Genomic DNA, 24,668 nt, shown 5'->3' with positions numbered 1-24,668 from the left:
AAAAGGGATTGGTCGTTTCAGGTCAGGTGCGGCACGCCGGCCGCGTCAGTTTTCAAGCGCCACCAGTGCCGGGAATGATGACTGCCCCGCTGTCATAGGCACCTTGCGTGTTGTTTGAGGTGAAGCACGAAACCCGCCAGCTCAGCACCTGGTCGTCTTGCGCCTGCGGAAAGGGTATGGTTGTCCGGGTGACGCCTTGGTCGGGGCGGACGTTATCGACGGTCGCAAAAATGTTCCATCCGCCGCCGTCGTGATTGTATTCGAACAGCATCTTGACGACGCGGAGTTGCGTCGTGCGAGCCGTCACCTGCAGTTGGTAGCCCGTAAGCTGATCGCCGATCAGGCTGCCGCTCACCACCGGCGCGGCCGGAGATGAGTTGTTGATCGCAAGCGGCTCAACTTCGAGCTCTGGCGAGAAATAGCTTCCCTCGTCGTCATTGTTGAAGAACCTAGCCCGGAAATCCGCCTGCGGCCGGGCGTCTCCCGCGTCCCAGCCGTACCAAGCGCCCGAAGCACCCTGATATTCGGTCATGCCAGTCCATGGCTCGGGCAGTCCGCCGACATACTCCCGATAGTTCGCCTCGGCCGTGGTGCCGCCGGCAACGCCGGAAAACTTCATCCTGGTCTCGTAGGCCCCGCCAGGATACTGCACTACGGTCGCCGCGCTCGGCATTGCCGGTTGGTCGAGTTCGCTTTCATACTGGAACGCGGGCAATTGTGGCGGCGGTGCAACCTCCATCGTCGCCGGGTTCCATGCCGTCTTGAGTTCGTCCGGGATGATCTTGAACGGGATTTCGCAGGTGCCCTCGTCGTCATTGACGCGCACAGTGCCGAGCCTCGCCCTGACGAAGATGCTGGCCCCGTCCTCGCCCACGTCCGGGATTTCTATGTCGGCGGTGCGTTTGCCCCATGCCGCCACACCGGCGAAGGTGGTTTTCAGGATGCCGTAGTCGGCCCGCTCCATGTAGAACCGGCGCCGCGCGATCCTCTGTGCCTGGCTGGCATTGGTGCAGAAGATGAGCTGGGCGCGGTATTCCTGCTCGCCGTATCGATTGGCCTCGCTCTGCACCTTCGCCCAGGGCGCATTGGTCAGGTCGATCTCCGCGATCTCGTAGGCGCGCTCCGGCGAGAAATATTCCAGCTTGCAGACATTCGGCCGCTTCGCCCCTTCCGGCCCGGCCTGCGGGAAGATGTCGATGATGTGTCGGGCAAGGAAGGTGATTTCAGAATCCGGATAGTCCTCCAGGAAACGGAACGTCCATTTGCCATTGTCCTGGCGCACCATCTCGAGACCTGCGCTGTCGCGCATGTCGAGCACGATGTCGTGCGTCAGCGGCCCTTCCCATCCGCCCGAAAGCTGGCATCGCGGCGCGGTGCCCGAAAGCGTCGGCACCATGTCTTCCGCCTGATCGGCAACTGCCTCAATGGCGTCGAAATCGATGTTGCCGTCCGTCACGCCCGGCAACATGCGCAGCCAGTGCAGGCAATGCAGGACACCGTTCATCGTCCAGTCGGTCGAGGAATCGCGCGGGTCGAAGAACTCGCCCACGCGGGCCAGGATCTCCAGTTCCTTGATGCCGCCCTGGAAAAGCGTCGCGAAATCATCATCGGCCGTGCCGGGATTGATCGCCCGAAGCAGCACCTGCCCGATACCGCGAACCCTATGCGCCGAAGTCCAGAGCGTCGGGAAATCGTTGATAAGCTCCGGCCACGCGCCTTCGCTGCCCGTCCCGGCCTTCCATTTGAGCCACAGACGTGACCCGCCGCTGATCGCCCAGGGCGGGGAGGTGACGGACCCGCCGGGATCGACGGTCACGGAGCGGTTGTCGTAGAACCATTCCTCGATCGCCGAGATCGGCCCGAAGCAATTGAGCAGGAGCCGATAGATATCGTACTCGGCCGTATTGCCGAAGCCGATCTTGCCAGCCAGCCGTACGCGGCCGAAGGCATAGCGGCCGGGTCCCTCAGTGCCCTGCGTCGTGTTCTTGATCTCGCCAGGATCGACGGAGGGCTGGCGACCGAAGAGCGCGGCCGAAAGGCCAATCTGCGCCACCGTAGCGGCAATGCCGACCGTGGCGAGCCCGATCGCCGTGGCGCTGGCCGCCGGCAATATCCCCGCCGCGCCCACCGACAGCAGCGCCGATATCACGGCCGAGCCGATGGCGGAGAAGGCATGGGCGTGCGCTGTCATCGCCAGCAGCGACGTGCCAGCCAGAAGAGCCGTCTTCAGCTTCATGTCAGACTTGCCAGATCCTAACGATGCGGTGCGAGCGCACCCCGAGCACGCGCACGCCCTGATCGGCGCGCCACAGGAAGGTTTGCCCGTGCAGCCAGATACCGCCGACATGGCCATGGCTCGTATCGATGATGCCGATGTCGCCGATCTCCGGCACGTCGAAGCGCTCGATGAGCCCGAGCGACCGCACAACGGGCAGCCAGACATTCACCAGCCCGCCGGCCGCATCGATGATCGCCGCGGCTCCGTCGCGGCTGCCATAAACCGGCCAGTCAAATTCACGGCCGGTCACATCGGCCACCCATTGTGCCGGCAGCATCGAGCAATCGTCGACGCCGTATTCAACCGGCTTGCCCTTCAGGTGCTCCACGAGCGCCCGCAGCCGCTCTCCGCGCTCACGTTGCTCCGCCGTGATGGTCATTTCCGGTAGAACTCCGTCGCGGGCACGTTGATGTAGTCCAGGCCGGCATCGCCGGGATAGCGCGCCCGCTGGCCGGCCGGCGACCACATCGCGCCAGTGGCCGGGAAGTTCAGCCCCTCCCATTCCGAGACGATCGAAAGCTGGATCGCCCGGATCGTCGCCCCGGTGAAGGCGAATTTCGGCGCGGTGATCTTGCCGGGGAACATATGCTCCAGACCGGACAGCGCCTCACCTGTCTCGGCATCGAAGATCGCGAAATAGAGATCGCACGCCGCGCCTTCGACAGCGTGCCGATCGTCCCACATGGATTTGAGGAAGGCCTTGTTCGCCCCGGACATGACGACATCGACCTTCGGCGCCTGGCCGAAGTCAGGCTCCTCGATCGATCCGACCGAGACGAGCTGCCCGCCGAAGGGATCGGAAATGCCTTCCCAGGTAAAGCCGCCGATCTCCTTGGGCCCGAGCCCGGTATGGAGCCGGCGAAGGCCCGAAGGAAAGTCGACCGCGGCAAACCAGGCGCGCTGGATATGCAGGCCGGAGAGAGCGTCAAGATCGAGTGCCATGGTCAGCCTGTAAAATCGCTGCGCACGTAAGGGTCGATCACCTCGACCAGCGTGATGCTGCCGCCCGTGGCAACCAGGTCGCGCGGCGGTGCGACTGTTGTCCCCACGGCCTTCATCACGAGCGTAGGGTAGAGCGTGGCGTAATCCTCCGCCGTCAGCGCCTTTCGCAGACGCGGCCAGACCCTGTATTGCCCGGGCTCGATCACCTCAGTGACCATGTAGATACCGAAGTGGAACGGGAAGAACCCGAGATAGTCGCCATAGCCGAGCGTGTGCCCCCAGAATTCGTTGGCGAGGCGGACGATCCCGGTGTCGAACCCGGCCGCCGCCGCGACCGGCACGACCGGATAGGTGGGCGCCCAGCCCTCCCCGTTCGACCAGGGCTCGCCATTGCTCCAGTTCTGTTCCTCGGGGCACGACACGCCCGCCTCGGCCGGCGTCATGATGTCGGGATCGTTGAACTGGAGCCGCATGGCGTTGGCGCCGCTGTGCAGCGCCGTCACCAGGCCGCGCTGGCGCCGCGCGCCCGTCACGCCGTTCTTGGCCGAGAATACGAGCTCCAGCGCCACCAGGTCGCCGATGCCTTCGAAGGTCTGTTCGGTTCCGTCCTGCGCCGTGTTGCCGCCGGAACTGCGTGCCTTTGGCCCGCTGACCGGATTGATGTCGACAAAGCCCCACAGACCGTCGGGCCAGGTGATCAGTCGCAGCATCAGAACGGACTCCTTGGCCGGATACGCCGGACATCCCGGTTCTCGTTGCGCTGATCGACCTGGCTGTCGACGCTGCGGGCGACCCGCCCCGCCGCCTTCGTGCTTTCCTCGCGTGCTATCGAGGTGACGAAGGGCGTGATGTTGCCCGAATTGTCGACGTCGGATGCGACCGAGATGCGGAGTCCACCGCCGAGCCCCTGCATATCCCTGTTGGAAATCACGGTCCCGTTCGTGTTCGGGACAATCAGCTCTGGTCCGCGCTCCCCGACAACATACGGGTTGCCTGCGCTGATACCCCCTCCATTGGCACGAAAGCCAAGGAGCGATCCCAGCAGCCCCTGGAACAAGCCACCGCCGAACAATCCGGAGCTGCCGCGGGCAACATTGATTTCGTTCAGATAGCGAAGGAGCGACTGGCCCGCCTGAACGATCGCATCCTTCCAATCGAGCGTCCCTTTGACCAGCCCTTGAATGACCGATCCGAAACCCTCTCCAAGGGTTTCCTTGGCGTTCTGCATGGCCTCGGCCATCTTCTTCAGTTCGTCGCTTGCCTTCTTCGCCTTGCCGGACCCTCCCTTCTTGCCGCCGCCGCCGGAGCCGCCGAGGTCTTCCAGCTCATCGTTGACGCCGCCCACCGCCGCCCCGAAATTCTGGGCCCCCGCCGTCGCACCTTCGAAGGCAGAACCGATCTCGCCGATGTAGTCGAAGTTCAGCGCTGCGCTGACCGCCGCGTTCCGATTGCCGACCGCGCTGCTCAAACGGGCAGCCGCATCGTTCTGGATCCTGCCGATGCTAACAGCGCCGATCTGACCGATCTCCAGCCCGCCGGGCAGCGCCGACAATGCCGAATTCACCTTGGCAATGAAGGAGTCGAGCAGGCCGGTTGCGGCATTGATCATATTCTCCGTGCCGGCGATGACCGCGTTGGCGGCTCCGATCACGGCGGCACCGATGATGTCGGGGAAATTCGTCCAGACGAACTTGATGTCCTCATAGGCGGCCACGAATGAGCCGATCACGAGGTTTGCAGCGTTCCTGGCGAGCTGCACCACGTCAACGCCGATGGCCTTCTGGATCTCGTCACGGAAATGGTAGGCCGCCGTGACAGCAGCGGCGATACCGACAGCGAGCGCGCCGAGCGGATTGGCCGCAATGACCGCGGTCAGGGCGCGCACAGCACCCACAAGCCCGACCGCAATAGCCGTCGTCAGGTTGCCGAAGGCAGCGAGAATGGCCGGTGAGACCATGGCAGCGAGCGCCCCACCGGCAACGGCGGCATATTCCGCCAGTGTCGGCAGGTACTGGAGCGCGTCGACGAACATCTGCGCCAGGTTGACCATGGCCTCCGACACGACAACGAGGGCTGGTGCGAGTGCGGCGGTAAGACTGAGCGTGACACCCTGCAGGGCGTAGCTCATGCGCGCGAGGTTGTCGTTGAATATCTCGGCGGCCTTGCCCGTCTTCTGGCTGATCTCAAGCCCGAACGCCTTGGCCTCAAGCAGCAGGGAATTGAGCGCGGCCGAACCGCCGTTCAGCAATGGAATGAGATCGGCGCCGGAACGGCCCATGAGGTCCATCGCAAGGGCCGTCTTCTCGGCCCCATCCGGCATCTTTTCGAAGCGGTCTGCGATCTCGGCCAGGATCTGGCTGGAGGATTTCAGTTTGCCATCGGCACCGAGCACATTGATGCCCAGCTGCTCAAAGGCTTCCGCCCCCTCACCCACGCCATGCGCGGCATCGTTCATATTCTGGGAAAGGCGCCGGACACCTGTCGATAGGCCGCTGAGCGAGACGCCAGATAGATCAGCGGCATATTTCAGCTTCGACAGTTCCTCGATCGGAATGCCGATCTTCTGCGCCATCTTGGTCAGATCGTCGGCCTCGGTCAGGGAGCGTCGAACGCCGACCGCAAAGGCGCTGGCCATCGCGACAGCCGCCGCCCCGACGGCCGCGAAGGCGGTCTTTGCCACCTTCGCGAACCGTTCGGCACCGGTCTGAGCGTCCTTCAGACCGGTGTTGAATTGGGCGCTGTCGATGCCGAGGTTGACCCTCAACGCGCCGATGACCGATGAGCCTGCCATTTCACCTGCCCCTGGTAGCCGATGCGACCCACGCCTTCGCGGCGGCAAAGTCGTCTTCCCAGCTCGACCGCTTCGCGCGGTCGATTTTCTCGGTCATCATGAGCCTGTCCAGCTTGATGAATTTGCTCGGTTTTGCTGGGGGAAAGGCCGAGAGGAACGCCGTATGCCAAGCCTGCCAAGCCCGCTCATTGTGCGTGCGGCGCAGTCGCTTGGATTCGCCCTTCATGATGACGTTGATTTCGCGAAGCGTAAGACGCCAGAAGCGTTCATCGTCACGACCGGTGCTCGCCCATTCCTCGAGAAGCGAAAGCCAGTCTATCCGGCTTTCGCCTTCCGAGGGCGCGGCTTTCCCTTTCCCTCCGCGGCATCCGGGAACGCGAGCTGGAACGCCCGACCCAAGGCTTCCATGATCGCTGTCGTGCCGGCAACCGTGGCTATCTCGCCCGCCTCCTGGATCGTTGTGCCCGGATGGCAGTCCTGAAGCGCCGCCCAGATCACCGATCGAACCGTCGACATCCGGATGTTCTCGGGGTCGTTCAGCTCTTCGGCAATTCGAGCAACGGGGCGATCAAGCGCATCCTCGAGTTCGCAGATCGCATTGACGGAGAAGGACAGCGTATAGGCCTTGTCTCCCGCCTCGAGCGAGACCTGGCCGCGATGTGGATTGGCCATGGTTCACCTCACGCTGCAATAACGGCGGCGGTCGGATCGGACGTCGCTTCGGTGCTGAAGCTTGCGTTCGACCCCGTCACCTTGACGCGGATGAGCTCGCCGACATCGCCCGTAACCGGCACATAGGCCATGCCAGTGGCATCGGTGATGTCGACCCAGGACGCGCCGGCGCCGGCATCGTCGGAGACCTGCCACTGGATCGCGAAGTCCGTCGCACCGGCCCATATGCCGGGATCAAGCGTAAGAGGCACACCGACCTGCGCCGTGCCGGCGATCGACGGCGAGGCGATCGCGCGTGGCGCGGCGGCCGGCGTCTGGATCGGTTCCCCCGAGACCTTCCACGTTACCGTCGCTGTCTTCTTGTCGTCGGTCGGGGCGGATTTCTCATAGCCCTGACGTGTGCCGGTGAAGAGTACCTGCACGCCGTTCGGGAAGGTGATCCGATTCCACTTGCGCTTGCCCTTCGCCGCGATCAGCGCCAGATCGGACGCCGAGCCCGGAACATAGTTCATCTCGAACGAGGCCTCGCCCGGATCGGTCAGACCGTCGATGAATTCGCGCGTCTTGTTGGGCGATTGCATATGGGTGACGTCGACATTGTCGGTCGTGTCCGACGGCGGCGTGAGATTGTAGATCTCGGCGAGATAGGTGAAATCCGTTGGCGTGGCGACGTCCGCCATTTCGAACGTGATGCCATAGCCGATCGAGGCTTCCGTGTCGGGCATTGTCCTTACTCCGTGTGGTGGATGGTGAGGTCGAGGGAGATGCGAAAGAGTTGCGTCACGTCGCCAGCGTCGGACGCCGGCAGGTCGCGTTCGTCGTTGATGAAGGCGCCCCTAATCGCGCCGTTGCGGTAACCCGAGAGGATGGCCTTGACCTGCCGTACCGTGACCTCGGCACCCCAACGCGTGACGTCGTAGACATCGACCTGGAGCCGGCTTTCGACAAGGCCAGACGGCCCCTGCGTGTGATAATCGATAATGCCGTCAATCCGGTTCAATACCAGGTAGGGTTTGGCCGGCGGGTTCCCGTCGGACAGTTTCTGCGGCGCGGCAACCCAGTAGCGGCGGCCGCCGGCGATCGGCGCCAGCAACGCGGTGATCAGTTCTTTCATGGATTGATCAGCCCTTGGCCTTTGCGGCTTTCTTCGCCAGTCGCTTCGCGGCTTTCACGATCTCTTCGCCGAGATCGTCCTTGATCGTGTCGAGGACCTGGCGCTTGTTGGCATCCCAGGCCGGACGGGCAAAGCTCTGCGGACCATGCTGCGGTGCGCCGAATTCCTGAAGGTGCGCCTGTGGCAACGGCCCGGCACCGACGAAGATCTCGACCGACGCCTTGTCGCTCTTGAACATTTTGCGATGCTGTGACTTCTGCCGCTTCGAGAGCTTGGTCGACACCGCGATGGATGAGCGTAGATCATTGCCGCCTGTGTTCGGATCGTCCGGGGCCTTGTCCCGCATCGCGTCCGCCACCGGTTGTGCCGCTTTCCTCAGCGTGCGCCGCAGCACGTTCTTGCCCGTCGCCTTCGGCAGTTCGGCCAAGGCGCGCTCGAGTTCCTTCAGACCGTCGATCTTGACGCGTGTCGCCATCAGTCCTGCCTCGCGACCGCGTCGATCTCGGTCACCACACCGCGCCCGATCTCGCGAACGTCCGTTATGTTCCATTCCTTTCCCGCGTAGCGCAGCCGGTCGGTCACGCTCACGTCGCGATATCGGATATGGAAGGTCATGACCGCGCTGCCGGCGATCTGCTGGGCCGCGAACCGCTCGTTCCCCCGGTTCGGTCGCTGCTGCGCCCAGACCGTGGCGATATCGGCCCAATCATATATGTCTTCGTTGAGTGGATTGGTCCCGACGACGGTAAAGCGCCGGATCGTCAACCGCCGATCGATCTTGCCCGCTCTCATGATGAGCTCCGCCGAACCATCAGAACATCACCCTACGATAGGGTGTGATCAGCGCATTGACCGCTACGCTGTCAGGCAAGGGGCTTGCGATCGTGCCGATCACCGTTTCCTCGCGGTTCTCGTACCAGGCACCGACCAGGAGCAGGATGGCCTGCTTGATCGGCTGCGGCACGTCCGCGGCCGCACCATAGCCTGCCGTCATCGTCACCTGCACCGCGTCGGCGCGGTCATCGTTGAGAGCCGGGCGTGAGAACGTCTTCTTGAAGCGCACCACCGTGCCGGTTGCCGACGCGGCAAGTTCGTATTCCGATGACGACAAGGTCTGTTCCACGTCATCCTGATCGAAATAATTCACCGTTACCGACGACACGTCAGAGAACGGCAGCGCGATGCATGTTGCCGGCCAGGCTGGCAGATCGATGCGCCAGTCCTGATTGACCAGGCACCGGCCGAGAATGCCCGCCCAGCCGTCCAGATGCTCCGTCGCAGCAGCGATCAGGCCGGTGATAAGGCTGTCATCCTCGTTCGGCAGCAGGCTCCCCTCGCCTTCGGCATTGACGCGCAAATGTGCCTTGGCCTCGGCAAGCGTGACCACCGGTTCGGCGGGGGGAGCGACGCGGACGGGCTTCATGGCTTACTTCTTCGCCTCGTCCTGTGCCTTCGGGGGCCTCGGCTTGCCATAGGGCTTCGGATCGAGGCCAAGAGCCTTGGCCTTCTCGGCCGTCATGCTCTGTTTGCCGGTCGCGACGCTTGGCCGCTTCTTTGCGGAAGCCGCCGCCTTGTTCTGGTCAACCATGGATTTCCACTCCGTTGCAGTTGAAAAAGGGGAAACGAGCGGCCCGTGGGCCGCCCGCCTGGCGTTATCCTGATCAGGCAGCCGCCATCTGCAGGATCTTGATCGTCTCCGGGTTCTGGACGCCACCGCCGACGCGCTTCGTGACGTAGAAGTGCACGTAGGGCTTGTTGGTGTACGGATCGCGCAGGACGCGAACGCCGGTGCGATCGACAATCAGGTAGCCGCGCCGGAAGTCACCGAAGGCGATGGGCATGGAGCTCAGCGCAATATCCGGCATGCCGGGCATTTCGGTGACCGGATAGCCGGCGACCATGGCAGGCTGCCCGGCCTGGTAGGACGGCTGCCAGAGATAGTTCCCGTCGCCATCCTTCAGCTTCCGCACCTCGCCCTGAACCGAACGGTTCATCACCCAACGCGCGTTCTGGGTGAATGCCGACGGCAGCATGTAGATGAGGTCGATCAGTTCGTCCGAATCCAGGCCGCCACCGGCCACGGCCGATGTGAGAACCTCGATCGAGCCGAGCGGATTGGTCGCCGCGTTGGCGCCGCCCGTGGCGAAGGTGAGGAAACCGGCCGGCTTGTTCGTCCCGTCCCCGGAAATGGTGGCGAGGCCTTCCTGATAGGAAAACTCGGTTTCCACCTCGCCGGCGAGCCACTGCTCCAGGTTGATCTGCGCGTCATCCAGCATCTGCTGTGTCGCTGCCGGGTTGGCGTAGATCTCGCCAGGGATGAAGTCCTGAGAGCCAAAGGTCGGCGTATTGGTCTCGGTGCGAGCGGCCGTCTCGCCGACCCATCCGGATGCGGTACCGCGCAGATTGTAGACCTTCTTGAAGCCGGCCGTCGAAATCGTCTGCACCGACGCAATCTGCCGCATCGGAGAGACCTCGATCAACGCGTCGGTGATCGTCCGATCCCACTCGACGGGAGCGAGGTAGCCGCCCTCGGGATCGGTGCCCTTTTCAAGTGCCGCATTGACACTGCCCTTGCGGAAGTGGGCGCGAAAGGCCTCGGAGTATTCCGGGTCCTTGATCTCGCGCTCACTACCGGCGCCCACGGAAATGGCGGCGATCTTGGCGTTGGTATCGTCGACCAGCTTCTGGAGATCGGAGACGCTGGAATTGACGCGATCGAGCTTCTCCGTCGTGACGACGTCATCGAACTTTTGGGCGAGTTCCTTGTCCTTCTCGGCCATGGTGGCCTTGAATTCCTCGAACGCCTTGTTGAGGTCGGTGATGGTCGCCTTGATGTCGCCGGTCGCGTCCGCGCGCACAGCGACAATGCCGCGGCGCGGCATTGCAAAATGCTTGCTCATCGTTTTCTCCTATGAGCGGATTGTGGATCGAAGCTGCTCGAGGGCAGCATTCAGTGCATCGTCGTCCGCTACGGCAGGACGTTCGCCCGGCGCTACGGCAGACGGGCTTTTCACCTCACCGATGAGGCTACGGCGCTCATCGCGAGGAATTCCGGATTTGGCGAGAAGAGCGTCGACACGGCGCGTGGCATTCACCGCCTTGCCCGCCTCCGCCCTTGTCTTGTCTTCCGACACCTGATCGGCAGGAAGAAAGGCGTCGGCGAGACCTTCGGCTACGGCCTGCTCGCCATTGAACCATGTCTCGTTGTCCATCCACTCGGCGGCCTTGGCCTTTTTCACCCCGGCGCGGTCGGAATAGACCGTCGCCATGGCATCATCGAATGGCTCCATAACCTTTGCGGCCTCGACGAGATCGTGCCGATTGCCAATGGCGATCACCCATGCGTTATGCACCATGAGGAAACCAGCCTTGCCGATCTGGATGTCGTCACCGGCCATGGCGATGACGGATGCGGCCGATGCGGCCAGACCGAGGATTCGAACTGTCACCTTGTGAGGATGCGCGCGCAAGGCATTGTAAATCGCAACGCCCTCGAAGAAATCGCCCCCCGGCGAGTTCAGATCGACGAACACCTCCTGGTCGCCGATGGCCCGCAGCGCGGCCGCGACCCGCTTCGAGGTCACGCCACCGCCGGTCCAGAAATCCTCCCCGATCACGTCGAGGATGGAGATCGTGTTCTCCGGTGACTGCGCGGCCATGATGCCGGCGTTCCAGCGCTCGACCGCATCCGCATCCGGCTCGAAGGCGCAGATCGTCGGAAGTCGTTCGGCCTTGATCTCAGGCAGATTCTTGAGGCTCATTGCCATTCCCCGTGTTTTGCGCCAGCGCGTTCGGCGCGATCTCTTTCTCGGGAAGGTCCATCGTGTCGCGGACCTCCGCGTAATCCATCCATGGCTGATGGCCGCCGGATCCGAGCGCCTTGGCGAAGAACTCGCCCTGGTCCTTCATATTGCCGCGGATCAGAGCGCCGGCGTTGAACTTCACGTCGAGTTGTTCCTTCTCCGCATCCGTGAAGCACGACCGCTCGATCGCCTGCTCCCATGCCGCGAACCATGGGTTCAGCGTGTAGCGAACGAATATCTGGCCCAGCACGTCGATGCCGCTGCCCCAGCTCGTGTCGTCGAGGCCGAGGAACGGGCGCGGCACGCCGAAGACGCGGCCGATTTCCTCGATCTGCATCTTTCGGCTTTCGAGTTGCTGGCTGTCCTTCGCCGAGCTTGTGAACTGGTGAGGCTTCAGCCCCTCTTCGCCAATCAACCATTTGCCAGCGTTTTCAGAGCCGCTGTATTCGTCGCGCAAGGATGTTTTGAGGTTGTTGTAAGCTTCTGGGCTGAGCTGGTTGTCCGTTGTGAACATGCCACCGAGAAGCATCCCGTTCTTGAAGAACCGGGCCTGCGCCGTCTCCAGGTCGCGGGCGAGCTCGATTGCCTGCGCCGCAACCTTTACCAGCGACGTGCCGCATATCCCGTCCTCGGAATCGGCATAGACGTGCAAGACTTCGTGCGGTTGAAGAGTGCGTGTGCCGCCATTCTTCGGAGTGTATCGGTATTCGACCGACCAATCGCTGCGCTGGTGAGGTTCGACCATGGTCGGGTCGAGCGGTACGAGGCGAATGACCTTGTTGCCGCTGCGGACGATCAATGCATAGGCATTGCCGTTTACCAGGGCGCGGCGCTGCATCAGCACCCTGAAGTTGAATGCCGTCTGCCAGTTGTTCGGCTCGCGGCTCAGGAGCGGATAGAGCGGATGCTCCTTCGCCTTCTCCTTCGTGTCGCTGTTCAGCAATTGAAGCGGCAAATACCCGATTGCATAGGAGATCAGGCTGACGCTGCGGAACACTGCCGTGTTGCGCATGGCCTCCTTGACCGAAACCGATGAGGCGCCACTGCCGCCATTGCGGATGAACTCCTTCATCTGCGGATCGTCGAACCCGAAGAACTCGGCGGCCTCGGCCATTGAATAGACTCGCGGGGCTGCCGATTTCGGCTGCTCGCGGCGAAAAATGTTCAATAGCTTCATGGGCTAAATCACCAATATGCCGCGAGTTTCATAGACCGACGGGCCGTCGCCGCCCTTGTCCTTGGAGGCGATGCCTATTCCCATCACCTGGGCGACTATGCCGTCGATGCGTTCGGTCGATTTGTTTTTCGCCGGCTTGATGTCGCCGGCAGGGTTTTCCTCCACCGCGACCACCTGAGCATGGCGCCGCAGCACCGGATGGCCGCCATGGTGAAACCCGTTGCACAGCACCAGGCGCTCCAGCTCTTTCGCCGGTGCCGACATCGAGGCGAAGCCCTGGCCGAACAGCACGACGGGCAGGCCCTCCTGCTCGAGCTTCACCGCCGTCTCGGTTGCGTTCCAGCGATCGATGGCGATGCCACCCTCACCAGCCTCGCGTCGAGAATTGCCGACATGAGCGATCTGAAACCGTTCGGCATCCTCGTAGATCTGCTGCTGGATGAAGGCGTAGTCGACGACGTTGCCGGGCGTGGCTGTGATCGCCCCTTCATCGACCCAACGGTCATAGGGCAGCTTATCCCGGCGCGAGTGCTGCTTGATCAGATCGGCCGGCTTGAAGAAGCGTGGCAACACGACAGGCTTGTCCAGGCCGTCCTGCACCGGAAACCACCAGACCAGCGCCGACAGGTCGACCACGGCCGAGAGGTCTAGGCCGCCGAAGCAGCGTTTGTGCCGAAGCGTTTCCTCCAGATCCTTCCAGCCGATCGGGCCGGCGCAGTGATCCCAGCCGAACTTGTTTCCCTCATCGTCGACCGCGTCCATCGGCAGCCAGCGCACTGCCTGCTCGGTCCACATGTTGAGGTGATAGTTCTTGAAATGGTTCTCCAGGCGCGGCAGCTGACGGGCGCGGCGAGCATTGGTGCGCATCGTGTCGAGCTTCTTCGACACGCCGAGATTGGGATTCGCCTTGCGCCAGACCTCTTCCGAATGCCAGTCGTCTTCCGGATCGGCGGCGTATATCACCACCAGGGTTTCGGGATCCTCGAACGTGCCGTCGCGGATCTTGATGCACTCGTCCCAGACCTCTTCGCCGTAAGTGCCTTTCTTGCCCGCTGTGGAGATCAGGAACTCCAGCGGCTGCTGGCGCGAGTCTTGGGAATCGTGAACGAACTGGTATAGGTCGCCCGACGTCCATTCATGGATTTCGTCGCCGATCAGCCCCGAGGCATTCAAGCCATGCTTGCCTTCCGCCTTACCAGAGAGCGGCTTGAACGCGGCATTGAGCGCCGGGCAGTAGATCGACGATTTGAGGCAGACCAAGTCGTTGCCCAGGGTCTCCGACTTGCCGGCCATCGTGGCGGCCTGGTCGAACACCAGTCTGGCCTGCCCTTCGTGCGAGGCGATCGAATAGACCTCGCCGCCAAGCTCTCCGTCGCCGAGCAACACCAGGAGCGCGATACCTGCCGCCAGCTCGGTCTTGCCGTTCTTGCGCGGCACCCAGACATAGCAGCGACGATATCGCCGCGTGCCGTCTGGCCGCTTCCATCCGAAGAGTGGACGGACGATGTCGTTCGCCTGCCAGACCTCGAGGTGGAACGGGCGACCGGCCCATTCGCCTTTCGTAAAGCACAAATGGTTCGGGAAGAACGCAACCGCCTTGTCGGCCGCCTTCTCGTAGAACCAGAAATCACCCTCGACCCAACATTGCCGATCGTGGGACCAGACCGCATCGATCCCAACGCCGCCGGGTCTCGCGCGCGGTCCGTTCCGGTGCGCTGCGCGCCCGACCTTGGCAGCCATACGGCACCCCGGAGTGTCAGTTCAAAAACCCGACCGCGCTGCCATCCGGCATCTGCGTCGGTTTCTTGCCGGGCGCTTTCGGCTGTTCCGATGCGCGCGACGGCTCGAACAAGTCGCCGAGCGGATTGGCGGCGCGCGCCGCGAATATGCGCTGGCGCTCCGCGGGGTTGAGGCCGAAGCTCGCTTCTGCCGTTACAAGCTGACGCTCCAGGCGATCAGCGATCATGTAGGCGGGATCGGCGCGGCGTACGGTGCCGCTCGCCGTCTTGATCTCGTAGATCTCTCCCATCTCGTCGAGCCGCTGCTGCATCTTCAGCCAGCGAGCGAAATTCTTGCAGTAGCGGGCGAAGGTCTCGGCGTCGATCCGCGACAGGAGCTTCTGGCCGATCAGCCGCGGCGCCAGGCGCTTCCACACGACAAGCCCATCCTTCTTCAGCCAGGCCGGCGGCGACACGCTCGGGGCAGCCGCGACGTTCGTTTCCGCTTCCTGCGCCGTCGCGTCCTCACCGATCGGTCGGCGCGACGAAGCCTTCTGCTTCTTGATGCTGGCCGGTTCCGGCTTCGGTCCTCTGCGGCCCATGGTTCACCTCATGCCGGCGCCCCGCGTCCGAGGCCCCATAAAAAAATCTTCCGGAAACTCGCGCGCAAACTTTTTGTGGGAGACCGCCGGTCCCGGAGCGGGAGGCTGGAGACTTTTGCCCTCCCCCTCCCCGTCAGCGCGGATCGAGGTCCAGCGTCAGTTTCATCGCCGCGTCACTGTCGAGGCGAAGATCGGATTGCTTGAGCTTTCCCTGATCGAAGAGCAGTTCGAGACGCTGCTTGACCGCATCGTGGTGCCAGTGGCAGCTCGCCTGCCAGTTGGTCCTGTCCCAGAACAGCGCATTGTCACCGCGATGCGGAACAACGTGGTCAACGACCTCGGTCGGCTTCACCCTGCCAACAGCATGGCATCCGAGACACAGCGGATGCGAGCGTTTGAACCCGCGTGCCGCCTTGTCCCACGCCGTGGTGTACCCACGCTCGCGCGCACTGCCGCGCCGCTGATCGTGCTCGCGCCGTTGCTCCTGGCGCGAAGGCATGTGCTTCGGGCGAAAGGTGCCCGGCATCTGCGGCATGTCAATGATGTCCCATAGGTCCCCATCGCGGCAAAGCTGAGATCACTGATCGATCCGCTTTGCCTGGGCCCGATGGTGCTGCTCACCTGGAGTGCGACTCTGTCGGGTCTCCTGAGGCAGACTCGCTATTACGATTTCGCCAATTGCGCAAGATCGAGCTCGACGGGCGACATCCGCCCGAAGATCATCACCTCGACGCGCGCCCGTCCATCCTTGCCGATCTCGTCGATCGTGGCCGGGAACGAGGCGAACGGCCCTTCCTCCACACGCACCTTGTCGCCCTTGGCGAACATTGTGCCGGCGTTGCGCGGCAGGTCTTTCAGCGTCGATAGTTCCGCCTTGATTTTCAACATCGTAGCGTCGTCAATGAAGAAAGGCCTTTCATCCGCGCCGAGCACCGAGAGCGTGTGCTTTACGGTCGCGATCCCCGCCCAGGCCTCTGGCAGATCGGGCACCTTCACGAAGATGTAGCCGGGCCAGGCGAGCACCCAGATTGCGTCTCCATTGCTCCCAGTCCTACGCCCGCCGACGTTCTTGTCGGCCTTCCTCAGCGGCAGCCAATGCTCGATCAGTGCCGCCGACAGCGACTTATCCACATCATTTTCGCGGTTCGGCGCAACCTTGACGATTGCCCAGCGCCGCACAGGCCCGTCCATACCCGCTGCTGCAAGCAATGCCTGCTGACGACGGCCCACCTCCATCTGCCGATCCGATTCGGCATAGCACCGGTCGAGATTGATTGGTTTGGCCTCATTCAGCTGCTTGCCGCGTGCCGTCATCATCACTGTTCCCTCGCATCGCCGCTTCGAATTCGCTCAAGCCATCCGGGCCACCGGCCGGGAAGTAGACCACCCGCTGCCCGCCCGGGTCCGGCACCCATGGCCAGCCGCGCTTCTCGTGCTCACGCTCCCATGCCGCATAGATCTCCGAGCCCACCGGGACGGCTTCCATAAGCGCCAGAAGTTCCTTCCTGTGAAAACGCTCCGCGAACCGATGCCCTTGTCCGATGCGCGCTTTCCGGTTCAGATGCTCCACCAACTTCCAGCGGCCGTCTTCATCCGGACTGCCTGTCACCAGCATGTGCATCATCCGCCAGAGCCCCCACACCGGCCCGAAGGGCGGCGCGTAGTCGTCCGGCTTGCCCGCCATTGGGTTCAGCACCTCATCCGGCAGGTCGGTCCACTTGCGATCCCGGAAGAACACACCGAGGGAGACGGGACTGATCTTCTTCGACCGGCAATGGTTGAGATATCGATCGGCGGATTTCTCACCCTCTGCCCGTTCCGCGTCGGTCAGCCCGGCAAACTGGCGTACGGTCCATCCCGTCGAGGAGCCAGCCCAGCCAGGCCATGCCGTATCGGCCGCAACCTTCTTCACCCTCTTCTCGAATTTCGCAGGGTCATCGACCGATCCATTCCCCTCTTCTTCATTCCCTTCATCATTGAGATCGCCTCTCTCTCGCGTGCTCTCGCGCGCCATGGAGGGTTCATTGGAGGAGTCTGGAGGGGTTGGGTGACTCCTGATGTCACCCTTAAGGGTCGCCTGTGTCACCCTATCGGTACCGTCTACGTCACCCTTGGCACCTGCATCCAAGGGTGACTCCCTGTCACCCTTGGATGCGACATGGGCGTCCCAGCCCTCCCGGCAGATTTCGGCCAGAACGCCCAGGTCCATCGCATACTCGTTGGTCGAGCGCCGGCCCTTGCCGCCCTCGCGAACGAGGCGGAGCAGGCCGATCTCGACGAAGCTCTTGAGCTCGCGCTGCACCTGGCGGGTCGAGCACTGCGCCACCCGCGCCACCGTCGCAACGGCAGGGAAGATGCGCGTGCCGTCATTTTCGCAAGCATCGATCAGCTTCAGGAGCACCAACTTGCGTACACAGGTGCCCATGTCGGCGCTAAATCCGGTTCCCAGCAGCAAGGCGCTCATTCCGCTGCCTCCATGAATGGTGCCGCCTGCTCGCCCCATTCGAGCGGCGGCCGGTAGTTCGATACGATCACGGCCGCTGCGGGCTTCTCACAGACCGAGTTCCCGATCTTGTGCCGCTGCTCGGTCTCCGACAGCGGCTTGCCGTTGAAGATCGGATCGAGGACGTAGCTGTCCGGAAAGCCCTGCGCCCGGGCGAGCTCGCGCGGCTTCAACATGCGCATGCCAATGTCAACGATGATGAAGACCGTGCCGCGGATCGTCAGCGTCACGATCTCGCCGCCGTCCCAGCAGCCATGCGCGCGCAGGAACGCCGCGACCTGGCGCGCTCGTGCCCACTGCGCCGACGAGAGCGGCGGCATCGCCGCATCGACTTCCGTCAGGCCGAAACGCGCCTTGGTCGGGACGGTCAGTGATGGACTGTCGACGCGTGCGTGCTGCCCGCCGGTCGAATAGTAGGCCGTCATCAGCGGGAGCGTCACGACGGCCGAGTGCTGGCCCGAGGCGCAGACGGCCGGGTGAGGATCCTCGCAGGAACCGTCGCGCCTATCGCTGCCTTTGAGCGACAGCATCGACGCGGCCACCACCTGCTGCTGCGACGCCTCATGCGTGATGGTGGACAGCGGCTTGCCCGCCGGACGGCCGGGATTGACGCCCGTCACCCTTCGGCTGTCGTTGTTGTGCTGCGCGAGATAGACCGCTGCCAGGCTGCCCTGATTGCCGTCCGGTACCGGCGTCGGCGCAGGCCGATCGACACCCACACTGCGCGGCGCTTGCCCGTCGCGCTCGCCATAACGCGGGACGAGGTAGGGCACGACAATTTGGTTCTGGTCGCCGTCCGAGGCCGCGATCGTGTGCACCGGCTCGGTTGCCGGCCGATTGCCTCCGCCGTGCTGGCCGCGGCTGACGAAGGGCGAAATCGCCGCCTCCACCAAGCCAAGGGGAGATGCGCCACCAGGTCTGTTGATAAAGCTGTTGGCCGTGACGGTTGGCATAGTGTCCGTGACTGGCTTGCCCGAACTATCACCCCGGAACACCGCGACATGCGGCACCACAAGCCCGTGCGCATCGCGAGCCCGGGCAACCGTCGCGAACGGCTTCCCAAGCCCCTGCCCCCGGAAGCCGTCGCCGGCATGGTTGCAGGTCACCACAAAGGCGTCGTCGCCCGCGTCGAGCACATGGCGCTTGACGCCGTAAGCCAGCCGGGCATGCGTCTTCACCACCAGGGGCCGGATGATCCGCTTGCCGGTGCGCTTCGTGTATTCCCTCGCCTCCTCCTTGGTCATGAAGATCGAAGGGCAATCTTCCGACCAGTCGAGAATGTCGGCCGCAACCGGCCACGGCTTCAGCGCGCCCGATTTCACGGCCTCGGATTTCGGATCACCATGCGTTGCCTCGGGCCACTCGACCGGCAGACCGTCGCGCCGCGCCACCAGCTTCAACCGCTTGCGGATTGTCGGGGCGCCGTGATCGCAGGCGACGACCTCCTTCCAGCCGATCGAGTAGCCGTAGCGCGAAAGCGCGTGCACGAACTGGTGGAAGGTCCAGCCGAGACGGTCCGGGTCACGCATGTATCCCTGCCCGTCCGGCCGCTCGATCAGCGGCGACCATTTGGCGAACGCGCTCACGTTCTCCAGGCAGATGATCCACGGCCGCTGCCAAGCTGGTAGCTCTTTCAGATACTTGATCGCGACCCAGGCGAGATCGCGCACCGCCCGCGACGTGATGGGGCCGCCCTTGGCCGGTGAATGGTCGCGACAGTCCGGCGACAGCCAGAGAAGCCCGAACAAGTCGTCACCCAACATCTCGCGCATCGAGACCTGCCAGACGTTCGCCGGCAGGTGGATCGTGCGCGGATGGTTCACCTTGTGCATGGCGATCGCCGCGTCGTCGTGATTCATCGCATAGGTAACGTGCAGCGGGTGCCCGGCGGGCAGCAGTTCCATGGCATGAAGCTGCTCGAGCCCAGCCTCAATCCCGTTTGTGGCACCTCCTCCGCCTGCGAACCCGTCCGCGACGACGATCTTGCGTGCCCCATTCTTCGCCGGCGGTATTGACGGAACCGGCACTTTCGCGGCCGGGTATCGCCCAGGGCACGGCAGGCAGCGCCAGCGTGAGCGCGGGGGCCCCGACGGCTCAGAATCGTCCTCGAACAGGACCTTCATCCCCGCCCCTCCTTTATCCATTCGAAGAATTCGCCGCGCAGGCGCTTCCAGCGTGTCAGTGCTTCGCCGCCGTTGTTGATGTCGGCGCGGCTGGTGACGCCGAGCAGCGAGCGCAACTTTTGCGCCGTGCGTTCGGTGGTCATCGGCTTGTCCAGCCCGTGCCGCTCATGCAGGAACCGCTTGAACGCCGGCTCCTGGCACTTCATCGCCGCTTCGGCGGAATAGTTCTTGCCGGCATGCTCAGCGCGATCTTCGCCCGAGGCCGCCCCCGCGGAGGCCAGCGCCGAAGGCGCGGCACGGCCGTGAGCGCGAGAAGCAGCAATCGCCCGATCCACCAGCCCCAGCAGGAATCGCACCATTGCCGGTGCGTCCGTGATGAAGGCAACCTCGTCGGCCGTGGCGCCGGGATGAAACCGCGCGATCGGCAGGAGCTCGCCCTGCTCGCCGAAGGCCTCGACGAGCTCGCCCTCGGCATCGGCGGCGCGCTGCCAGCGGCCGGGCTCGATCGCCTCGAGGGCGGCGCGAATCTCACGCAGGCGCTCGCCTTCGGACATGGCCGGATTGTGCGCAGCCACAGTCATTCCGCCGCCACCTGCGTCTTCATCTCGACGATTTGCTTATCGCCCTCGGCGAACGGCCGGGCACGCAGCTGCCTGCACACCGCCTCGCAGATCTCGCGGCCCGTCATGAGCCAGACCATCTGCTGAATCATGAAGTGGCGCGTCGAACGTGAATTGGCCGGGATGCGATGACGCCCGCATTCTTCGCGAAGCTCCTCCGCCCAGAGCATGCGCAACATGTCTGTCGCTCGAGGCTGGACCTGCGTGTCCCGAAGCGCGTCGAAGGTCCACGGCTTGTGATAAGACTGGTTGGGCTTATCCGGTCTGGGAAACCGCCAGACGTGGAAGTCGTGCCACGGTTTGTCGAAGAACAGCGGATGGTCGAGATAGCGATAGGGAGGAAGGTCGTCGCGATAGTGTTTCGGTCGATAGTCGCGGAAATGCTTGTCATGGGCTGCGACGACGACGCGATGGCAGCACTTGCTGAAGGCATCCCATTGATCGGCGAGCCGGTCGAGCTTGTCCTTTTCGGACTTGATCTCCACGCCGACGATGGCCCGCGATGCCACGGCCGCCACGTCGATCCGGTTCGTTCCGGTGCCGGCGACGTTCAGCTCGTGGACGATCCGGGCGTTCGGCATCAGCTGCCGGAGCCGCGCCACGACGGCGTCGCGAATTTCCTTTTCCGCCGCCGATCTCATCCCTGCCCTCCCGGATCGAAGAAGCCGATGCCGGTCAGGTCGCTCGCCACCTGCCGTCCTTCCTCTGTCATCCGCCAGGCAGCGGGCACACGCGTTTCACGCGGGGCATGGCGCTGGATCAGCCCCGCCGCCTCCAGCTTGAGCAGCGCCTCTGCGATGGCGTCGGCCCGGCTTCCCTCGATCAGCGGCTCGAAATCCTTCGGCTTGAGCCTCGCGATGCCGTCGATGTCACAATGGATCGCGATGATGTAGACGAGCGCGCTGCGCATCGGGGTCATGACGACGGACGGCTTGCGCCGGCGCCGGCGCACCTTCAGCTGTTCCGCCAGCACCGGCAGGTTGCCGCTGGAAAGCCACCACTCCGCCATGGCATCGGCCAGCCGCTCCGGTGCGATGCCGGCGGCCTTGGCCTCGGCGCGCAGACGCAGCGCCCGCGTGCCGGAGAGGGAAACCGTGATGGGCTCGACCGCCTTCATTCCCCGCTCCCGGCGAATTCGGCCATGGAGGCGCGGACTTCCTCGAAAAGCGGATTCTTGTGCGTGCCATCAGCGCTTCGGATCGCGTGCCAGGCCGCGCGGCGCACGTCGATGAAGCGCAGCCCGAGGTCGAACCCGACCCGCCGGCAGGCGTCCTCATAGACATGGCGGTATTTCATCAGAACCTGGTCGGAGACGATCAGCAGCGCGCGTGCCCGAGCGCGGTCGTCCTCGGCCTCATGCATCTGGCGGATGATGGGAATCATGGTGTCGGTCACGAGCCACCCCGCTGTTTCAGTGCTATTCCCGTGAAACACGCGGCGGCCTCAGGCGGCGTATCGGCGCGTGAGGCAGGAGATTTGAACGAGGGCCGTGCCCGTTTGCGCGGCAGGGGCGCACCGCGCGGCGCCCTGTAGTAGGCGCGGGGGTCGAGCCCGGCCCAGTCGCAGATTGCGAAGATTTTCGCCACCGAGACGTCCTGGCCAGCCATCACGCGCGAAAGGTCCGGCGAGGTGACGCCGATCTCGGCCGCCAAGGCCCGCCAGCCGCGCCCGTCGAATTCCAGCATCGGCCTGAGCCGCCGGCCGAGCGCGGCGGTGTCATAGGCGGCCAGCTCGCCACAGCGGATCGGCCGAGGCGCGCGGTCGGCCAGTTCCTCGGCCCGCTCGTCGCGCTGCATGCGCCGCATCAGCGCTTTGCGCAGCCGCGCCATGGCGCGGTCAATGTCGGGCTCGCCGGTCATTGCGCCGCCTCCGCAAACAGTGGCGTGCCATGGCCGCCGGCATGGGCGGCGCGCTCAAGATCGAGCCGGCAGGACAGCGCAGGATTGAGCCACAGCACCTCAACCCGTTCGCGCGCGCCATCGGCAAAGGCCTTGACCTCTACCCGGCGCCAGTCGGCAAGCGTGTCGTCGTATAGCGGGTCCGGATAACCGGACAGCGCAACCATGCCCTCAAGGCCGCACAGGAAGGAGAGGAGGTCGGCATGATCGTCTCGGCTGAGTTCGTGGCGATACATGCGCCAGGCGAGGTCATAGCGATTGCCACGCGCCCGCGTCTCGGGGAGATAGGGCGGATCGACATAATGCAGAGTGTCCGACGAATCGTGCTGAGCCATCACCTGGCAGGCGTCGCGATTCTCGACAACGACAGCAGCAAGGCGTTCGATGAGGGCGGCCAATGCCGTCGGATAATTGGCCCAATCCTGCGCCGGCGTTGTACCGGAACGCGACGAGTTGGCGCGGAAACCTGTCGATCGATGGCCCTTGTGTTGCGAGCTATGGGCATTCGAGCCGAACCCCATATACGCGCGGACGATTAATCGGCGCGACCGCTCGACCGGATCGTCGGTCGGCTCATAGGCGTCGCGAAACTCCGTGCGGGCAAAAGGCGTGAACTCGAGCAATTCGACCAGCCGGGCTGCATGTTCGCGGTCCCGCAAAACGCGGAACAGCGTCACGACCTCGTCGTCGAGATCGTTATAGACCTCGGCATAGCTGCGCGGCTTGCGCATCAGCACGCTCGCCGCACCGCCGAACGGCTCGACATAGATCCTGTGCAGCGGAAAATGTGAGAGAATCCACGGGGCAAGTTTCCACTTGCCACCATGCCAGCGCAGAACCGGACGGGTCGGCTTGAGCGCATCTGTCATTGCGCTGCCTCCGCCGTTGCGTCACCACCGGCTTCAAACCCCCAAACATCCCAGCCCGGGCGCGCGTGGCGGGCGAAGAGCTCCAGCCGCGCAATGCCCGGATAGAGCCGCTCGATCGTTTCGGCGAAATAGTCGGGCTTGGCCGAGTGTGGGCCCTTCTTCTCGCGGTAGACCGTCTCGGGCTGCGTGCCGGGCAAGGGCGCGGCCACGTCGCCGCGCCGGCCAATCAGCAAGAGTTCGTGCCGGTCGCGGCCCCAATAGCCGTTGCCGATGTCTTCCTTGTCCCAGATCCAGTGATGCACATAGGCAAAGCCGCAGGCCTCCATGACACGCAGCGCGTCGGGCAGCATCGGGTTGGTCGCCCAAAGGAAAAGCACCGCGGGATTGTCGCCGGCAATCAGCCCGGCCATCAGTTCGACGATCTCGTCGGTCGTCATGGTGGGATAGTGGTTTTCGGCGCTCTTCTCGCGCCCAGTCACCTCCGAGCGCACGCCGAACTTCCACGGCGGGTCGGCGTAATAGACGGGATAGGCGCGGTCGAGCTTGCCCGGCGCATTAGCCCGGCCGCGCTCGGCGACCATGTCCATATGGGCAAGGCGAACCTGGTGGCGCGCATGCTGCTGCTCGGAGCGCAGATCCTTCGCCACCTTCATCAGCTCGCGCCGGTTGTCCGGATCCGGCAGATAGGCCGTGCGGATCGGCTTGCTGGCCGGCTGCCTGACTCCGTCGCGGCCCTCCACTTCGTCGTGGTGCGGAATTTCCGCAGCATCGACGAGCTGCCGGCGCACCTTGGAAACCGTCTTGTCGTCGACGCCCAGCATGGCAGCGATTGCGCGCGACGAGATCGAAGGCGTGTCGCGAAGCTGCCCCTCGATCAGCTCGCGCTTTTGCGCGCTGGTCAGGTGCCGGCGCGAAACATTGAGCTCGCGCGCCAGGGTCCGCTTTTCCGCCTCGTCCAGCCCTTTGCGCACGAAGCGCGGCCAGTCGACCAGGCCGAGGCTTTCGCACACCTGCACGCGGTGATGGCCGTCGAGAATATTGCCGTCCTCGTCATACTCGACGGGCACGAGCACGCCGTGCTCGACGATCGACGCCTCGAGCGCGGCGTAGTCTTCGGCCGAAAGCGGCGGGAGGAGCTGATACGTCCCCATCAATCCATCCCGAGCGCATGCTTGTAGAGATCGATGATCGCCTCGGCTTCCTGCCGTTCGCCCTGGTCCATCTTGCGCAGCTTGACGATGGTGCGAATGGCCTTGGTGTCGAAGCCCGTGGACTTCGCCTCGGCGTATATCTCCTTCCGATCGTCTGTCAGCTCGTCGATGTCTTCCTGCACGCGCTCGACCCGCTCGATGAAGGCGCGCAGCTGCCCGGCCGCGATTGTCTGCGGCCCGCTCGCCTCGCCTTCATCGTCCTTCAGTTTGGCGCCGGGTCGCTCGCGCGCCGGCCCGCGCGGCGCATAGGGGTCGTATGCCTGATCGTCAGCCATCACCAGGGCCTCCCGGGAAGCGCATGCCATGGGAAAACGATCGCCAGCACCGCGCCAACGGCGGCGACCATG

30 protein-coding genes are annotated in these 24,668 nt (G+C 64.0%); all 30 read right to left on the bottom strand.

The features are described from left to right. Positions 1-52 precede the first annotated feature (52 nt). On the bottom strand, positions 53-2,236 hold the full coding sequence (locus GM909_RS04025) for a hypothetical protein (protein ID WP_157014902.1): 2,184 nt from the start codon (positions 2,234-2,236) through the stop codon (positions 53-55). A gap of 1 nt (position 2,237) precedes the next feature. After that, on the bottom strand, positions 2,238-2,657 hold the full coding sequence (locus GM909_RS04020) for a DUF6950 family protein (RefSeq protein ID WP_157014901.1): 420 nt from the start codon (positions 2,655-2,657) through the stop codon (positions 2,238-2,240). Further along, positions 2,654-3,220, bottom strand: a complete 567-nt coding sequence (locus GM909_RS04015) for a transcriptional regulator (protein ID WP_157014900.1) — start codon at positions 3,218-3,220, stop codon at positions 2,654-2,656. The genes GM909_RS04020 and GM909_RS04015 overlap by 4 nt, the downstream gene beginning before the upstream one ends. A gap of 2 nt (positions 3,221-3,222) precedes the next feature. Further along, positions 3,223-3,930, bottom strand: a complete 708-nt coding sequence (locus GM909_RS04010; protein WP_157014899.1) for a hypothetical protein — start codon at positions 3,928-3,930, stop codon at positions 3,223-3,225. Then, complete coding sequence (locus GM909_RS04005; protein ID WP_157014898.1) at positions 3,930-6,011, bottom strand: phage tail tape measure protein; 2,082 nt, start codon at positions 6,009-6,011, stop codon at positions 3,930-3,932. Before GM909_RS04005 ends, GM909_RS04010 begins: the two co-directional genes overlap by 1 nt. Before the next feature lies 1 nt (position 6,012). Further along, positions 6,013-6,237 carry a hypothetical protein gene (locus GM909_RS04000; protein WP_157014897.1) on the bottom strand — a complete coding sequence of 75 codons (225 nt, stop codon included), beginning with the start codon at positions 6,235-6,237 and terminating at the stop codon, positions 6,013-6,015. 89 nt (positions 6,238-6,326) lie between these two features. Further along, complete coding sequence (locus GM909_RS03995) at positions 6,327-6,683, bottom strand: GTA-gp10 family protein (protein WP_157014896.1); 357 nt, start codon at positions 6,681-6,683, stop codon at positions 6,327-6,329. An 8-nt stretch (positions 6,684-6,691) separates the two neighbouring features. Beyond that, complete coding sequence (locus GM909_RS03990) at positions 6,692-7,408, bottom strand: phage tail tube protein (protein ID WP_157014895.1); 717 nt, start codon at positions 7,406-7,408, stop codon at positions 6,692-6,694. A 5-nt stretch (positions 7,409-7,413) separates the two neighbouring features. Further along, a complete protein-coding gene (locus GM909_RS03985) occupies positions 7,414-7,797 on the bottom strand; it encodes a DUF3168 domain-containing protein (RefSeq protein ID WP_157014894.1) in 384 nt (127 codons plus the stop codon). A gap of 7 nt (positions 7,798-7,804) precedes the next feature. Then, positions 7,805-8,272 carry an HK97-gp10 family putative phage morphogenesis protein gene (locus tag GM909_RS03980; RefSeq protein ID WP_268890732.1) on the bottom strand — a complete coding sequence of 156 codons (468 nt, stop codon included), beginning with the start codon at positions 8,270-8,272 and terminating at the stop codon, positions 7,805-7,807. Then, the gene (locus GM909_RS03975; protein ID WP_157014893.1) at positions 8,272-8,589 is read right to left on the bottom strand and encodes a phage head closure protein; all 318 of its coding nucleotides are present in this window, start codon (positions 8,587-8,589) and stop codon (positions 8,272-8,274) included. The genes GM909_RS03980 and GM909_RS03975 overlap by 1 nt, the downstream gene beginning before the upstream one ends. A gap of 19 nt (positions 8,590-8,608) precedes the next feature. Further along, a complete protein-coding gene (locus GM909_RS03970) occupies positions 8,609-9,220 on the bottom strand; it encodes a head-tail connector protein (RefSeq protein WP_157014892.1) in 612 nt (203 codons plus the stop codon). Between the two features lie 3 nt (positions 9,221-9,223). Further along, the gene (locus tag GM909_RS03965) at positions 9,224-9,385 is read right to left on the bottom strand and encodes a hypothetical protein (RefSeq protein ID WP_157014891.1); all 162 of its coding nucleotides are present in this window, start codon (positions 9,383-9,385) and stop codon (positions 9,224-9,226) included. Between the two features lie 73 nt (positions 9,386-9,458). Continuing rightward, complete coding sequence (locus GM909_RS03960) at positions 9,459-10,697, bottom strand: phage major capsid protein (protein WP_198174120.1); 1,239 nt, start codon at positions 10,695-10,697, stop codon at positions 9,459-9,461. Between the two features lie 9 nt (positions 10,698-10,706). Beyond that, a complete protein-coding gene (locus GM909_RS03955) occupies positions 10,707-11,558 on the bottom strand; it encodes a head maturation protease, ClpP-related (RefSeq protein ID WP_157014890.1) in 852 nt (283 codons plus the stop codon). Further along, entirely contained in the window at positions 11,536-12,777 is a 1,242-nt protein-coding gene (locus tag GM909_RS03950) for a phage portal protein (RefSeq protein ID WP_157014889.1), read from the bottom strand. The genes GM909_RS03955 and GM909_RS03950 overlap by 23 nt, the downstream gene beginning before the upstream one ends. Positions 12,778-12,780: 3 nt before the next feature. Next, positions 12,781-14,517, bottom strand: a complete 1,737-nt coding sequence (locus GM909_RS03945; protein ID WP_157014888.1) for a terminase large subunit — start codon at positions 14,515-14,517, stop codon at positions 12,781-12,783. A gap of 16 nt (positions 14,518-14,533) precedes the next feature. Next, on the bottom strand, positions 14,534-15,097 hold the full coding sequence (locus tag GM909_RS03940) for a phage terminase small subunit P27 family (protein WP_157014887.1): 564 nt from the start codon (positions 15,095-15,097) through the stop codon (positions 14,534-14,536). A gap of 133 nt (positions 15,098-15,230) precedes the next feature. After that, entirely contained in the window at positions 15,231-15,632 is a 402-nt protein-coding gene (locus GM909_RS03935; RefSeq protein ID WP_235911619.1) for an HNH endonuclease, read from the bottom strand. A gap of 128 nt (positions 15,633-15,760) precedes the next feature. Next, entirely contained in the window at positions 15,761-16,414 is a 654-nt protein-coding gene (nusG, locus tag GM909_RS03930) for a transcription termination/antitermination protein NusG (RefSeq protein ID WP_157014886.1), read from the bottom strand. Beyond that, positions 16,383-17,561, bottom strand: coding sequence for a helix-turn-helix domain-containing protein (locus GM909_RS03925; protein ID WP_157014885.1), 1,179 nt, complete (start codon positions 17,559-17,561; stop codon positions 16,383-16,385). Before GM909_RS03925 ends, nusG begins: the two co-directional genes overlap by 32 nt. After that, complete coding sequence (locus tag GM909_RS03920; RefSeq protein ID WP_198174119.1) at positions 17,558-19,723, bottom strand: DNA cytosine methyltransferase; 2,166 nt, start codon at positions 19,721-19,723, stop codon at positions 17,558-17,560. Before GM909_RS03920 ends, GM909_RS03925 begins: the two co-directional genes overlap by 4 nt. Continuing rightward, positions 19,720-20,304, bottom strand: a complete 585-nt coding sequence (locus tag GM909_RS03915) for a hypothetical protein (RefSeq protein ID WP_157014883.1) — start codon at positions 20,302-20,304, stop codon at positions 19,720-19,722. The genes GM909_RS03920 and GM909_RS03915 overlap by 4 nt, the downstream gene beginning before the upstream one ends. Next, positions 20,301-20,984 carry an NERD domain-containing protein gene (locus GM909_RS03910; protein ID WP_157014882.1) on the bottom strand — a complete coding sequence of 228 codons (684 nt, stop codon included), beginning with the start codon at positions 20,982-20,984 and terminating at the stop codon, positions 20,301-20,303. Before GM909_RS03910 ends, GM909_RS03915 begins: the two co-directional genes overlap by 4 nt. Beyond that, the gene (locus tag GM909_RS03905; RefSeq protein ID WP_157014881.1) at positions 20,981-21,460 is read right to left on the bottom strand and encodes a hypothetical protein; all 480 of its coding nucleotides are present in this window, start codon (positions 21,458-21,460) and stop codon (positions 20,981-20,983) included. The genes GM909_RS03910 and GM909_RS03905 overlap by 4 nt, the downstream gene beginning before the upstream one ends. Then, entirely contained in the window at positions 21,457-21,738 is a 282-nt protein-coding gene (locus GM909_RS03900) for a hypothetical protein (protein ID WP_157014880.1), read from the bottom strand. Before GM909_RS03900 ends, GM909_RS03905 begins: the two co-directional genes overlap by 4 nt. After that, on the bottom strand, positions 21,735-22,202 hold the full coding sequence (locus GM909_RS03895; protein ID WP_157014879.1) for a hypothetical protein: 468 nt from the start codon (positions 22,200-22,202) through the stop codon (positions 21,735-21,737). The genes GM909_RS03900 and GM909_RS03895 overlap by 4 nt, the downstream gene beginning before the upstream one ends. Further along, positions 22,199-23,110, bottom strand: a complete 912-nt coding sequence (locus GM909_RS03890; protein WP_157014878.1) for a DNA adenine methylase — start codon at positions 23,108-23,110, stop codon at positions 22,199-22,201. Before GM909_RS03890 ends, GM909_RS03895 begins: the two co-directional genes overlap by 4 nt. Next, positions 23,107-24,261, bottom strand: a complete 1,155-nt coding sequence (locus GM909_RS03885) for an MT-A70 family methyltransferase (RefSeq protein ID WP_157014877.1) — start codon at positions 24,259-24,261, stop codon at positions 23,107-23,109. Before GM909_RS03885 ends, GM909_RS03890 begins: the two co-directional genes overlap by 4 nt. Further along, on the bottom strand, positions 24,261-24,527 hold the full coding sequence (locus tag GM909_RS03880; RefSeq protein WP_235911639.1) for a DUF2312 domain-containing protein: 267 nt from the start codon (positions 24,525-24,527) through the stop codon (positions 24,261-24,263). The genes GM909_RS03885 and GM909_RS03880 overlap by 1 nt, the downstream gene beginning before the upstream one ends. Between the last annotated feature and the right edge of the window lie 141 nt (positions 24,528-24,668).

This window comes from Mesorhizobium xinjiangense, assembly GCF_009749525.1.
GTDB lineage: Bacteria > Pseudomonadota > Alphaproteobacteria > Rhizobiales > Rhizobiaceae > Mangrovimarina > Mangrovimarina xinjiangensis.
The sequence above is the reverse complement of the archived record's forward strand: the minus strand, read 5'-3'. Positions and strand labels throughout refer to the sequence as shown.

What these genes read in the sequence shown, in the direction of transcription:
- GM909_RS03995 (WP_157014896.1), bottom strand. Translation starts at nt 6,683, where the DNA reads ATGGCCAATCCACATCGCGGCCAGGTCTCGCTCGAGGCGGGAGACAAG.
- GM909_RS03960 (WP_198174120.1), bottom strand. Translation starts at nt 10,697, where the DNA reads ATGAGCAAGCATTTTGCAATGCCGCGCCGCGGCATTGTCGCTGTGCGC.
- GM909_RS03955 (WP_157014890.1), bottom strand. Translation starts at nt 11,558, where the DNA reads ATGAGCCTCAAGAATCTGCCTGAGATCAAGGCCGAACGACTTCCGACG.
- GM909_RS03945 (WP_157014888.1), bottom strand. Translation starts at nt 14,517, where the DNA reads ATGGCTGCCAAGGTCGGGCGCGCAGCGCACCGGAACGGACCGCGCGCG.
- GM909_RS04005 (WP_157014898.1), bottom strand. Translation starts at nt 6,011, where the DNA reads ATGGCAGGCTCATCGGTCATCGGCGCGTTGAGGGTCAACCTCGGCATC.
- GM909_RS04000 (WP_157014897.1), bottom strand. Translation starts at nt 6,237, where the DNA reads ATGAAGGGCGAATCCAAGCGACTGCGCCGCACGCACAATGAGCGGGCT.
- GM909_RS04025 (WP_157014902.1), bottom strand. Translation starts at nt 2,236, where the DNA reads ATGAAGCTGAAGACGGCTCTTCTGGCTGGCACGTCGCTGCTGGCGATG.
- GM909_RS03925 (WP_157014885.1), bottom strand. Translation starts at nt 17,561, where the DNA reads ATGAGCGCCTTGCTGCTGGGAACCGGATTTAGCGCCGACATGGGCACC.
- GM909_RS04015 (WP_157014900.1), bottom strand. Translation starts at nt 3,220, where the DNA reads ATGGCACTCGATCTTGACGCTCTCTCCGGCCTGCATATCCAGCGCGCC.
- GM909_RS03980 (WP_268890732.1), bottom strand. Translation starts at nt 8,272, where the DNA reads ATGGCGACACGCGTCAAGATCGACGGTCTGAAGGAACTCGAGCGCGCC.
- GM909_RS04010 (WP_157014899.1), bottom strand. Translation starts at nt 3,930, where the DNA reads ATGCTGCGACTGATCACCTGGCCCGACGGTCTGTGGGGCTTTGTCGAC.
- GM909_RS03990 (WP_157014895.1), bottom strand. Translation starts at nt 7,408, where the DNA reads ATGCCCGACACGGAAGCCTCGATCGGCTATGGCATCACGTTCGAAATG.
- GM909_RS03905 (WP_157014881.1), bottom strand. Translation starts at nt 21,460, where the DNA reads ATGAAGGCGGTCGAGCCCATCACGGTTTCCCTCTCCGGCACGCGGGCG.
- GM909_RS03985 (WP_157014894.1), bottom strand. Translation starts at nt 7,797, where the DNA reads ATGAAAGAACTGATCACCGCGTTGCTGGCGCCGATCGCCGGCGGCCGC.
- GM909_RS03940 (WP_157014887.1), bottom strand. Translation starts at nt 15,097, where the DNA reads ATGGGCCGCAGAGGACCGAAGCCGGAACCGGCCAGCATCAAGAAGCAG.
- GM909_RS03910 (WP_157014882.1), bottom strand. Translation starts at nt 20,984, where the DNA reads ATGAGATCGGCGGCGGAAAAGGAAATTCGCGACGCCGTCGTGGCGCGG.
- GM909_RS03915 (WP_157014883.1), bottom strand. Translation starts at nt 20,304, where the DNA reads ATGACTGTGGCTGCGCACAATCCGGCCATGTCCGAAGGCGAGCGCCTG.
- GM909_RS03885 (WP_157014877.1), bottom strand. Translation starts at nt 24,261, where the DNA reads ATGGGGACGTATCAGCTCCTCCCGCCGCTTTCGGCCGAAGACTACGCC.
- GM909_RS03970 (WP_157014892.1), bottom strand. Translation starts at nt 9,220, where the DNA reads ATGAAGCCCGTCCGCGTCGCTCCCCCCGCCGAACCGGTGGTCACGCTT.
- GM909_RS03965 (WP_157014891.1), bottom strand. Translation starts at nt 9,385, where the DNA reads ATGGTTGACCAGAACAAGGCGGCGGCTTCCGCAAAGAAGCGGCCAAGC.
- GM909_RS04020 (WP_157014901.1), bottom strand. Translation starts at nt 2,657, where the DNA reads ATGACCATCACGGCGGAGCAACGTGAGCGCGGAGAGCGGCTGCGGGCG.
- nusG (WP_157014886.1), bottom strand. Translation starts at nt 16,414, where the DNA reads ATGATGACGGCACGCGGCAAGCAGCTGAATGAGGCCAAACCAATCAAT.
- GM909_RS03975 (WP_157014893.1), bottom strand. Translation starts at nt 8,589, where the DNA reads ATGAGAGCGGGCAAGATCGATCGGCGGTTGACGATCCGGCGCTTTACC.
- GM909_RS03890 (WP_157014878.1), bottom strand. Translation starts at nt 23,110, where the DNA reads ATGACAGATGCGCTCAAGCCGACCCGTCCGGTTCTGCGCTGGCATGGT.
- GM909_RS03950 (WP_157014889.1), bottom strand. Translation starts at nt 12,777, where the DNA reads ATGAAGCTATTGAACATTTTTCGCCGCGAGCAGCCGAAATCGGCAGCC.
- GM909_RS03920 (WP_198174119.1), bottom strand. Translation starts at nt 19,723, where the DNA reads ATGAAGGTCCTGTTCGAGGACGATTCTGAGCCGTCGGGGCCCCCGCGC.
- GM909_RS03935 (WP_235911619.1), bottom strand. Translation starts at nt 15,632, where the DNA reads ATGCCGCAGATGCCGGGCACCTTTCGCCCGAAGCACATGCCTTCGCGC.
- GM909_RS03895 (WP_157014879.1), bottom strand. Translation starts at nt 22,202, where the DNA reads ATGACCGGCGAGCCCGACATTGACCGCGCCATGGCGCGGCTGCGCAAA.